General features: G+C 60.1%; 10 protein-coding genes. All 10 read right to left on the bottom strand.

Going from position 1 to position 11,177, the window contains the following annotated elements; translation table 11 throughout:
• Positions 1–95 precede the first annotated feature (95 nt).
• The 10 genes from nuoF to purB all read right to left on the bottom strand — a co-directional run bounded on the left by nuoF (position 96) and on the right by purB (position 11,172).
• The gene (nuoF, locus tag AC1Z24_RS21500; RefSeq protein WP_483742612.1) at positions 96–1,454 is read right to left on the bottom strand and encodes an NADH-quinone oxidoreductase subunit NuoF; all 1,359 of its coding nucleotides are present in this window, start codon (positions 1,452–1,454) and stop codon (positions 96–98) included.
• On the bottom strand, positions 1,451–1,948 hold the full coding sequence (gene nuoE / locus AC1Z24_RS21495; RefSeq protein ID WP_259106037.1) for an NADH-quinone oxidoreductase subunit NuoE: 498 nt from the start codon (positions 1,946–1,948) through the stop codon (positions 1,451–1,453). Before nuoE ends, nuoF begins: the two co-directional genes overlap by 4 nt.
• Before the next feature lie 2 nt (positions 1,949–1,950).
• Complete coding sequence (gene nuoC / locus AC1Z24_RS21490; protein WP_483742611.1) at positions 1,951–3,732, bottom strand: NADH-quinone oxidoreductase subunit C/D; 1,782 nt, start codon at positions 3,730–3,732, stop codon at positions 1,951–1,953.
• 75 nt (positions 3,733–3,807) lie between these two features.
• Positions 3,808–4,482, bottom strand: a complete 675-nt coding sequence (locus AC1Z24_RS21485; protein ID WP_259106039.1) for a NuoB/complex I 20 kDa subunit family protein — start codon at positions 4,480–4,482, stop codon at positions 3,808–3,810.
• A 10-nt stretch (positions 4,483–4,492) separates the two neighbouring features.
• Entirely contained in the window at positions 4,493–4,906 is a 414-nt protein-coding gene (locus AC1Z24_RS21480; protein ID WP_259106040.1) for an NADH-quinone oxidoreductase subunit A, read from the bottom strand.
• Positions 4,907–5,354: 448 nt separating this feature from the next.
• Positions 5,355–6,680, bottom strand: coding sequence for an isocitrate lyase (gene aceA, locus AC1Z24_RS21475; RefSeq protein WP_259106041.1), 1,326 nt, complete (start codon positions 6,678–6,680; stop codon positions 5,355–5,357).
• Between the two features lie 533 nt (positions 6,681–7,213).
• Positions 7,214–7,954, bottom strand: coding sequence for a secretin N-terminal domain-containing protein (locus AC1Z24_RS21470; RefSeq protein WP_483742610.1), 741 nt, complete (start codon positions 7,952–7,954; stop codon positions 7,214–7,216).
• 175 nt (positions 7,955–8,129) lie between these two features.
• Positions 8,130–8,555: a GNAT family N-acetyltransferase gene (locus AC1Z24_RS21465; RefSeq protein WP_483742609.1), complete on the bottom strand. Its 426-nt coding sequence runs from the start codon at positions 8,553–8,555 to the stop codon at positions 8,130–8,132.
• Entirely contained in the window at positions 8,548–9,717 is a 1,170-nt protein-coding gene (locus tag AC1Z24_RS21460; RefSeq protein WP_483742608.1) for a ribosomal protein uL16 3-hydroxylase, read from the bottom strand. The genes AC1Z24_RS21465 and AC1Z24_RS21460 overlap by 8 nt, the downstream gene beginning before the upstream one ends.
• Positions 9,718–9,801: 84 nt before the next feature.
• Complete coding sequence (gene purB, locus AC1Z24_RS21455; RefSeq protein WP_483742607.1) at positions 9,802–11,172, bottom strand: adenylosuccinate lyase; 1,371 nt, start codon at positions 11,170–11,172, stop codon at positions 9,802–9,804.
• Positions 11,173–11,177: the final 5 nt, after the last annotated feature.

Here is an 11,177-nt window from a genome sequence, read left to right as displayed (position 1 = left end):
CTAATGGAATCTCGGTGCTACCCGTATCAAACAGCCGTGAGGCGTCATCGGGTACGAGATCGGCAGCCTGCTGGCTGCCGATCCTTTCTGTCTTGTTATGCGCCAACCACAATCGGACGTTGGAAGGCCGCCGGGCTGGTATCGCTCACGGGGGCGATACCGGCTTCGAACTCCGACCTGAAGTACTTGATCGCGGCGCCCAGCGGCTCCACTGCGCCCGGTGCGTGGGCACAGAAGGTGCGGCCCGGGCCGAGGAAACCGACCAACCCTTGCAGGGTCTCGATGTCGCCCGGCTGGCCCTGGCCTTTTTCCAGAGCGCGCAGGATCTTCACGCTCCATGGCAGGCCGTCGCGGCAAGGTGTGCAGAAACCGCACGACTCCTGGGCGAAGAACTCTTCCATGTTGCGCAGCAGGGAAACCATGTTGACGCTGTCGTCGACGGCCATCGCCAGGCCCGTACCCATCCGGGTGCCGACCTTGGCCACGCCACCGGCGTAGAACTGGCAATCCAGATGCTCAGGCAGCAGGAAGCCAGTGCCGGCGCCGCCTGGCTGCCAGCACTTGAGCTTGAAGCCGTCACGCATGCCGCCGGCATAGTCCTCGAACAGCTCGCGGGCCGGCAGACCGAAAGGCAACTCCCACAGGCCTGGGTTCTTGACCTTGCCGGAGAAGCCCATGAGCTTGGTACCCATGTCTTCGCTGCCCGGACGGGCCAGGGACTTGTACCAGTCGTTGCCGTTAGCGACGATGGCGGGCACGTTGCACAGGGTCTCGACGTTGTTCACGCAAGTCGGCTTGCCCCACACGCCAACGGCGGCAGGGAAGGGCGGCTTGGAGCGCGGGTTGGCGCGACGGCCTTCCAGGGAGTTGATCAGTGCGGTTTCTTCACCGCAGATGTAACGCCCGGCACCGGTGTGGACGAACAGTTCGAAATCGAAGCCGCTGCCCAGGATGTTCTTGCCCAGCAGACCGGCCGCTTCGGCTTCTTTCACCGCACGACGCAGGTTCTTCGCTGCGGTGGTGTATTCGCCACGCAGGAAGATATAGCCGCGGTAGGCTTTCAGAGCGCGGGCACTGATCAGCATGCCCTCGATCAGCAGATGGGGCTGTTGCTCCATCAGCATGCGGTCTTTCCAGGTGTTGGGCTCCATCTCATCCGCGTTGCACAGCAGGTAGCGGATGTTCATGGATTCGTCTTTGGGCATCAGGCCCCATTTGACGCCGGTGGGGAAGCCCGCACCGCCACGACCCTTGAGGCCGGAATCCTTGACGGCCTGGACGATGTCGTCGGCCGACATGTCGGCGAAGGCCTTGCGCGCAGCGGCATAGCCGTTCTTCTGCTGGTATTCGTCGAACCAGAGCGGTTCGCCGTCATCACGCAGGCGCCAGGTCAGCGGATGGGTCTCCGCAGCACGGGCGATGGTGTTGGCCGGACCGAAAGAAGTGATGGTCATGGGTAAGCCTCCAACATCTTGGCGACGCCACCTGGCTGTACATCGCCGAAGGTGTCGTCATCGACCATCACGGCCGGGGCCTTGTCGCAGTTGCCCAGGCAGCACACCGGCAGCAAGGTGAAGCGGTTGTCGGCAGTCGTCTGGCCCAGGCCGATACCCAGCGAGCGCTGGATTTCAGTGACCACGTTCTCGTGGCCGGCGATGTAGCAGACCATGCTGTTGCAGACGCGAATGATGTGACGACCCACCGGCTGACGGAAGATCTGGCTGTAGAACGTCGCCACCCCTTCCACGTCGCTGGCAGGGATGCCGAGGACTTCGCTGATGGCGTAGATGGCGCCGTCCGGCACCCATCCGCGCTCACCCTGAACGATCTTCAGGGCTTCGATAGACGCCGCGCGCGGGTCTTCGTAGTGATGCATCTCATGCTCGATGGCCGAGCGCTCGGTTTCGCTCAGCGCGAAACGGTCTGTCTGGATAAGCGTGCTATTCATGCTTAGCGGTCCACGTCAGCCATAACGAAGTCGATACTACCCAGGTACGCAATCAAGTCCGCGACCATGCTGCCTTTGATCACCGAAGGGATCTGTTGCAGGTGCGGGTAACTTGGGGTGCGGATCCGGGTACGGTAGCTCATGGTGCCGCCGTCGCTCGTCAGGTAGTAACTGTTGATGCCCTTGGTCGCTTCAATCATCTGGAAGGATTCGTTGGCTGGCATGACCGGGCCCCACGAAACCTGCAGGAAGTGCGTGATCAGGGTCTCGATGTGTTGCAGGGTGCGCTCTTTGGGCGGCGGCGTAGTCAGCGGGTGATCCGCCTTGTACGCACCGGCCGGCATGTTGCGCATGCACTGCTCGATGATCTTGAGACTCTGGCGCATCTCTTCCACGCGGACGATGCAGCGGTCATAGGCGTCGCCATTGGCAGCCAGCGGTACTTCGAATTCGAAATTCTCGTAACCCGAGTAAGGACGGGCCTTGCGCAGGTCGAAGTCGCAGCCGGTGGAGCGCAGACCGGCGCCGGTGACGCCCCATTCCAGCGCTTCCTTGGTGTTATAGGCGGCGACACCGATGGTCCGGCCCTTGAGGATGCTGTTGTCCAAAGCGGCTTTCTGGTATTCGTCCAGACGCTTGGGCATCCACTCGATGAAGTCCTTGACCAGTTTTTCCCAGCCGCGCGGCAGGTCGTGGGCGACGCCGCCGATGCGATACCAGGCCGGGTGCAGACGGAAACCGGTAATGGCTTCGATCACGGTGTAGGCGCGCTGACGGTCGGTAAAGGTGAAGAACACCGGGGTCATGGCGCCGACGTCCTGGATATAGGTACCCAGGAACAGCAGGTGGCTGGTGATACGGAAGAACTCGGCCATCATGATGCGGATGGTGTCGACCTTCTCCGGTACCTTGATGCCGGCCAGCTTCTCGACCGAAAGCACGTACGGCAGGTTGTTCATCACCCCGCCGAGGTAATCGATACGGTCGGTGTAGGGGATGAAACTGTGCCAGGACTGACGCTCGGCCATTTTCTCGGCACCACGGTGGTGGTAACCGATGTCCGGGACGCAGTCGACGATTTCTTCACCGTCCAGTTGCAGGATGATGCGGAACGCACCGTGAGCCGAAGGGTGGTTCGGGCCCAGGTTGAGGAACATGTAGTCTTCGTTGGTGCCGGAACGCTTCATGCCCCAGTCTTCCGGACGGAAGCGCGCGGCCTCTTCTTCAAGCTGCTGCTTGGCCAGGGTCAGGCTGTACGGGTCGAACTCGGTGGCGCGGGCCGGGAAGTCCTTGCGCAGCGGGTGACCTTCCCAGGTCGGCGGCATCATGATGCGGGTCAGGTGCGGGTGGCCCGGGAAATCGATCCCGAACATGTCCCACACTTCGCGCTCGTACCAGTTGGCGTTGGGCCAGATGCTGGTCACGGTAGGCACGCTGAGGTCGCCTTCGGACAAGGCCACCTTGATCATTACGTCACTATTACGCTCTACCGACAGCAGGTGGTAGAAAACCGTGAAATCGGCGCCCGGCAGGCCGCGACGATTGGTGCGCAGGCGCTCGTCGACACCATGCAGGTCGTAGAGCATGGAGTAGGGCTTGGGCAGCTGGCGCAGGAACGACAGCACTTCGAACAGTCGGGCACGCTCGACCCACAGCACCGGCATGCCGGTACGGGTGGCCTGGGCGGTGAACGCCTCGGCGCCAAAGCGATTGTTCAGTTCAACGACGACGTCTTGGTCGTCAGCCTTGTAAGGCGGGATATACAGAGCGGTGCCTGTAGTCATAGGTCTCGATCACTATCGGTCAACGTACAGAATGAACCCGGTTTCTTGTCTTTTTTATAAAAAGAGAGAGCTGGATCAGACTTCGTCGGGGCTGCGCAGGTTGGTGACCTGAATACGCTGTTCGCGGCGCTGTTCCTTTTGCGACGGCATCTCGGCGCGATAAACGCCTTGTTCACCGACGACCCAGGACAGAGGGCGACGCTCTTGGCCGATGGATTCCTGCAGCAGCATCAAGCCTTGCAGAAACGCTTCGGGGCGGGGCGGGCAGCCAGGCACGTAGACATCCACGGGGAGGAACTTGTCCACTCCCTGGACTACGGAATAGATGTCGTACATGCCACCGGAGTTGGCACACGAACCCATGGAAATGACCCATTTAGGTTCGAGCATTTGCTCGTAGAGACGCTGGATGATCGGCGCCATCTTGATGAAGCAGGTACCTGCAATGACCATGAAGTCGGCCTGACGCGGTGATGCCCGGATGACTTCGGCGCCGAAGCGGGCGATGTCGTGGGGCGCCGTGAAGGCCGTGGTCATTTCCACATAGCAGCACGAAAGGCCGAAGTTGTACGGCCAAAGGGAGTTCTTGCGACCCCAGTTGACAGCACCGCTCAGCACGTCTTCGAGCTTGCCCATGTAGATGTTTTTGTGGACTTGATCTTCTAACGGATCGGAAACGGTTTCCCGTTGGCCGATCGGGTACTGATCGTTAGGAGCATCCGGGTCGATCCTGGTGAGATTGTATTGCATCGCCAAAGCCTCATTGTTTTAGCTTCGCCTGCCGAGTACGACGACCTTCGGGAGCCCAGTCAAGGGCCCCGACGCGCCATAGGTAGACAAGACCTGCCAACAGAATTGCTATGAAAACGAGTGCTTCGACGAATCCGGTCCAGCCGCTTTCGCGGACGGACACAGACCAGGCAAAGAGAAAGAGGGCTTCGATGTCGAAGATCACGAAGAGCATCGCGACCAGATAGAATTTTGCCGAAAGGCGCAGACGCGCACTGCCGGTTGGCAGCATGCCGGACTCGAACGGTTCGTTTTTGCTGCGACCCCAGGCTTTGCTGCCCAGGATGCTGGAGAGACCGAGCATGAAGGCGCAAAGGCCGACAACACCCAAGAGGAAAATGGCGAAGCCCCAGTTGTGGGCAATCAATCCTGTTGAATCTTGCATACTGGCAGTCCTTAACAGAGAGCAAAGGTCTCTGGGCTTGGTGAAGAGAATAGCTGAGTGACGATATGTCGCAGGTAATCAATCCATTGATTTTATGGCTAAACAGTTGGCAAGTAAATTTACTACATCAAAATTATTGAATGAATTAATCGTCAGGGTTGGGCGGTCCGGGCTGCAGGCCAGGCGGGGCGGGCATTACGTGGCATTTTGTTAATTATGTTTCTTGCCGGGTGCAACGAAATTTAACCGCTACTTTAAATGATAATTAATATCATTTAGAGGCTCTTCCCATAGTGTAGTCGCGATATTGTCCGACTACCGCGCTTTATTAGCCGTCGCACAGTTTTAACAATGAATTGAGAAGGCCGCCGCAAAACGCGATTCTTTCTGTCGCGCAAACAAACAGACCGCCTCGAGGGCGGCCTGTTTGCGTACGGCGAGGGAGGGATCAGTGGAACTGCTCTTCCTCGGTCGAGCCGGTCAGAGCGGTCACCGAAGACGCGCCACCCTGGATCACGGTGGTCATGTCGTCGAAGTAGCCGGTGCCCACTTCCTGCTGGTGCGCCACGAAGGTGTAACCCTTGTTGGCGTCAGCGAATTCCTGCTCCTGCAGCTTCACGTAGGCAGTCATGTCGTTGCGGGCGTAGTCGTGCGCCAGGTTGAACATGCTGTGCCACATGTTGTGAATGCCTGCCAGGGTGATGAACTGATGCTTGTAGCCCATGGCCGACAGCTCGCGCTGGAACTTGGCGATGGTCGCGTCGTCCAGGTTCTTTTTCCAGTTGAAGGAAGGCGAGCAGTTGTAGGACAGCAACTGGTCCGGGTATTCCTTCTTGATCGCTTCGGCGAAGCGACGGGCTTCGTCCAGGTCTGGCTTGGCGGTTTCGCACCAGATCAGATCGGCGTACGGCGCGTAGGCCAGGCCGCGGGAGATGGCCTGGTCCAGACCGGCGCGCACTTTGTAGAAGCCTTCCGGGGTGCGGGTGCCGGTTACAAACGGTTGGTCGTACGGGTCGCAGTCGGAGGTCAACAGGTCGGCGGCGTTGGCGTCGGTACGGGCCAGAATGATGGTCGGTACACCGGCAACGTCAGCCGCCAGGCGCGCAGCCACCAGCTTCTGTACGGCTTCCTGTGTCGGCACCAGAACCTTGCCGCCCATGTGGCCGCATTTCTTCACCGAGGCCAGTTGGTCTTCGAAGTGCACGCCGGCGGCGCCCGCTTCGATCATGTTCTTCATCAGCTCGTAGGCGTTGAGTACGCCGCCGAAACCGGCTTCGGCGTCAGCCACGATCGGTGCGAAGTAGTCGATATAGCCTTCATCGCCCGGGTTCTTGCCGGCTTTCCACTGGATCTGGTCGGCGCGACGGAACGAGTTGTTGATGCGCTTGACCACGGTTGGAACCGAATCCACCGGGTACAGCGACTGGTCCGGGTACATCGACTCGGCCGAGTTGTTGTCGGCGGCAACCTGCCAGCCGGACAGATAGATGGCCTGGATACCGGCCTTGACCTGTTGTACCGCCTGGCCACCGGTCAGGGCGCCCATGCAGTTGACGAAGTCCTTGTCGGGACGGAACGAAGGCTTGGCACCTTGAGTGACCAGGTTCCAGAGCTTTTCGGCGCCCAGCTTGGCAAACGTGTGTTCAGGTTGAACCGAGCCACGCAGGCGGACGACGTCAGCAGCGGAATAAGTACGGGTCACGTTTTTCCAGCGCGGATTTTCGGCCCAGTCTTTTTCGATAGCCGCTATTTGTTGTTCGCGTGTCAGTGCCATGGAGATAAACCTCGTCGCATATCTTGGTTGAAAGTCCCTGCTCCGCCAGACCGCACCTTCAAGGCGCAGGAATGGATGCTCGCTGACCAGACGCTGGCTGCAAAGCCGTTGTTCGGGCGAGGAAGGCGACGGTTACGAATGTTGACACTGAGGGGTAGAAGGCCGGGCGACATGGGGTGGCCGTAGTGGGCAAGTTGGCTCGTGGATGCCGTGTTGCGATCACTGCGGTTTTGCCGGGCTGCGTACTGCGCTTCCGTCCCTCGGGACAACTTCGTTCCAGTCGCAACCTCGTCAAACTGCCTTGTGGGCGTACTAACACGAATCGACTCGGTGGGGTGCTTCGAGTGGCGATCCGGAGGCTTTGCAGAGCCTCTGATTAGCGGGAGCGGGGCCATCATGCAACGGCATTTTTCACCCGTCAAACATTTTGTAGTGTTTTTTTAGAGGCACTACATCTTTGGTCTAATGCGACTAATCAGTCAGTTCAGGGCTGATAAGTATCGATTTTCCGGGGCGCTCCGGCGGGCATTGGCTCAATCCAGAGTTTCCACCTTCACGCGCAGGGTCATGTCGTCGCGACCCTGGGTGGCGTAGCGTTTGGCGACGCCCTGCTGATCGGCAGTGGATTGATTGCTGACCCCCGCCAGCGTGATCCATTCGCCCAGGCGGCCGCTGACTTGGCTGTCAGTGCTTTGCACCTTGATCGCGTCAGCCTGTTCCTGGCTCATGCGGTCGCGGTTGGTGCTGATGTTCAGGTGCACGATGTCGCCGGTGATGCTGGCAGTGACGTAGAAGCCCTGAGTGACGTTGCGATACTGAGTATCGGTGCGCGAGTAGCCGTAGCTATCGGTCTGGCTGGTGGTCAGGGGCACGCTCTGGCCGACCTGGATCAGTGCAGGCGTACCCTCGCTGGCCTGGACCTGCTGGCTGCCGCCTTCGCGGCTGGCGGTGCCGTAGCTGATGACCCGGCCCTGATTGTTGCCGGAGACGTTCTGGTTGGCGGTATCACTGGTGTCGACAGTGATCAGCAGGCGCTTGGGTGCGGTGTCCAATTGCTTGAGCAGGCCGCGCAGCTCGTCGATCTTGCCGGGCTCGGCATTGACGATCAGTTGGTTGCCGTAAGCGCTGACGGTGCCGTCCTTGCCGATGAAGGATTTGGCCACCGGCAGCAGGTCATCGCTGGTGCGATAGCTCAGTGGCAACACTTCGGTAGCGGCCATGGCGCAGACGCTACATGTGAGCAGCAGGGTGGTGAACAGGGTGCGTAAAGACATGTGCTTTTTCTCCGCAAACGGCGCGTTAGAGCCTGATTGTTGCCAGTTTGCCAGTTTGTTGGCCTGCAGGGAGGCAAATTGAATCGGGCATGGCAAAACGCCCCGGCATCTGTACTTCAGCATAGTCAGGCTGAAGTGAGATGACAGGGCGTTCAGATTGCGTCACGCAGGTGTATCAGTTGCCGCTGCGCACCATATCGACATGGGGCAAGCCGGCTTCGAGGAACTCGTCGCTGACCACAGTAAAACCAAAACGCTGGTAGAAACCGGTGGCCTGAACCTGGGCGCTGAGCTTCTGCTGTTGCAGGCCGCGGCGTTCGGCTTCGCTAATGACCGCTTGCAGCAGCGCTTCGCCGACTTTCAGGCCGCGCCAGTCCTTGAGCACCGACAGCCTACCGATTTCGCCGTCCGGCAGCAGGCGGGCGGTGCCGATCGGGTAGTCACCCTCGAAGGCGAGGAAGTGAATGGCGTCGGCGTCTTCGGCATCCCATTCCAGTTCTGGCGGTACCGACTGCTCGGCGACGAACACCGCTTCGCGGATACGGCGGATCGGCGCGTTGTCCTTGTGCCAGTCAGCAACACTTACGTGAAGTCTATTCATCGGCAAATCCCAGGCTTCCTTGTTTGACCAGCTCGCAGAGCAGGTTGCGTCCTTCTTCATCGCTCAACCACTGCTCGAGGTTTTCACTGTGCAGCGCATCGGCGGCGCAGATGAGTTTGAGCAGTTCACGCAAGTGACCCGGCAGCAGACGGCTCTGGCCGCTGGCGAATAGTAGCAAATCGTCATCCACTTCAGACCAGGCCAAGCGCGCGCTTGGGTTGCGAATGAGGATTGCGCCTTGTTCCAGGCTGCCGAGCAGGTCTTCTTCCTGAAGATCCTCTGCACCTGCGACCAGTTCCGGGTAGCGCGGCTCGGTCATGAACTGGCCGAACCAGGTCAGCAGCAGACGTTCGTCGCTCATGTGCTCGGCCAGCAGGCCCTTGAGGCGGTCCAGGGCATCGTGCTGAATCTGGTGCGGATCGCTGACCGGCTGTGCGTCGGCATCGCTGTAGCGGTCTTCGTCTGGCAGGAACTGGCTGAGGAAGTCGGTGAAGTGGGTCAGCACTTCTGCGGCGCTTGGTGCGCGGAAGCCCACCGAATAGGTCACGCATTCGTCCACGGCAACGCCCCAGTGCGCCAGGCGCGGCGGCAGGTAGAGCATGTCGCCGGGCTCCAGGGTCCACTCTTCGCTGTCCTGGAATTCGGCGAGGATGCGCAGGTCCGCGTGTTCGATCAGTTGGCTCTGGGAGTCGCACATCTGGCCGATCTTCCAGTGACGCTTGCCGTGGCCTTGCAGCAGGAACACATCGTAGTTGTCGAAGTGCGGACCGACGCTGCCACCCGGCGCGGCGTAGCTGATCATGATGTCATCAATGCGCCAGCTCGGCAGAAAGCGGAAGTTTTCCAGCAGCTCGGCGACTTCCGGGACGAACTGGTCGACGGATTGCACCAGCAGGGTCCAGTCACGCTCCGGCAGCTCGCTGAAGGCGTCTTCGGCGAACGGGCCGCGACGCATTTCCCATGGGCGTTCGCCGTGCTCGAGCACCAGACGCGATTCGACTTCTTCTTCCAGCGCCAGGCCGGCCAACTCGTCCGGGTCGATCGGGCTCTGAAAGTCCGGGATCGCCTGACGGATCAGCAAGGGCTTTTTCTGCCAGTAGTCACGCAGGAAGACGCGCGCCGAGATGCCGCCAAGCAGCTGAAGAGGAATATCAGGATTCATGTGTAACCTATTGAAAAAGCGAATTTTTACGACTGGAATAAAAACGCCCGGCTCAGCCGGGCGCTTAGAGCGTTTTGTTGCCGGTCAGATACGCGTGGCCTGGGCCACGGCATTGCCGATGTAGTTGGCTGGCGTGAGCTTTTTCAGCTCGGCGCGGGCCTCGGCAGGCATGTCCAGACCGTCGATGAAAGTCTGCAGCGCTTCGGGGCTGATGCCCTTGCCACGGGTCAGTTCCTTGAGCTTCTCGTACGGGTTCTCGATGTTGTAGCGGCGCATCACCGTCTGGATCGGCTCGGCCAGGACTTCCCAGCAGGCGTCCAGGTCAGCGGCGATTTTTTGTTCGTTGAGCTCCAGCTTGCCGATGCCCTTGAGGCTGGCTTCATAGGCAATGACGCTATGGGCAAAGCCCACGCCCAGGTTGCGCAGTACGGTGGAGTCGGTCAGGTCGCGCTGCCAGCGGGAGATCGGCAGTTTGCTCGCCAGGTGCTGGAACAGCGCGTTGGCGATACCCAGGTTGCCTTCGGAGTTTTCGAAGTCGATCGGGTTGACCTTGTGCGGCATAGTCGAGGAACCGATTTCGCCAGCGATGGTGCGCTGCTTGAAGTAGCCCAGGGAGATATAGCCCCAGATATCGCGATCGAAGTCGATCAGGATGGTGTTGAAGCGGGCGATGGCATCGAACAGCTCGGCGATGTAGTCATGCGGCTCGATCTGGGTGGTGTAGGGGTTGAAGCCCAGGCCCAGCTCGTCTTCGATGAAGGCACGGGCGTTCTCTTCCCAGTCAACGTCCGGGTAGGCCGACAGGTGAGCGTTGTAGTTGCCCACGGCGCCGTTGATTTTGCCCAGCAGTGGCACGGCAGCGAATTGAGCGATCTGGCGCTCAAGACGATAGACCACGTTGGCCAGTTCCTTGCCCAGGGTAGTCGGCGATGCCGGCTGACCGTGGGTGCGCGACAGCATCGGCACATTGGCGAAACGGATGGCCAGTTCGCGGATGGAACCGGCGATTTCGCGCATCAGCGGCAACAGCACGTTGTCACGGCCTTCGCGCAGCATCAGGGCGTGGGACAGGTTGTTGATATCCTCGCTGGTGCAGGCGAAGTGGATGAACTCACTGACCTTGTTCAGTTCAGGCAGCTTGGCAGCCTGTTCCTTGAGCAGGTACTCCACGGCTTTTACGTCGTGGTTGGTGGTGCGTTCGATCTCTTTGACGCGCTCGGCGTGGACCAGGGAAAAGTCCTCGGCCAAGGTGTCGAGAATGGCATTGGCTTCGGCGGAGAACGTCGGCACTTCGGTGATTGCCGGGTGTGCGGCCAGGCGCTGGAGCCAGCGCACTTCAACCATGACGCGGAAACGGATCAGACCGTATTCGCTGAAAATAGGGCGCAGGGCCTGGGTTTTGCCGGCGTAGCGGCCGTCAACAGGGGAAACCGCAGTGAGCGAAGAGAGCTGCATGGGGT

This window comes from Pseudomonas sp. JL23 (genome assembly GCF_056933585.1).
Note: the sequence above shows the minus strand (reverse complement) of the source record. Positions and strands in the feature narration are given on the sequence as shown.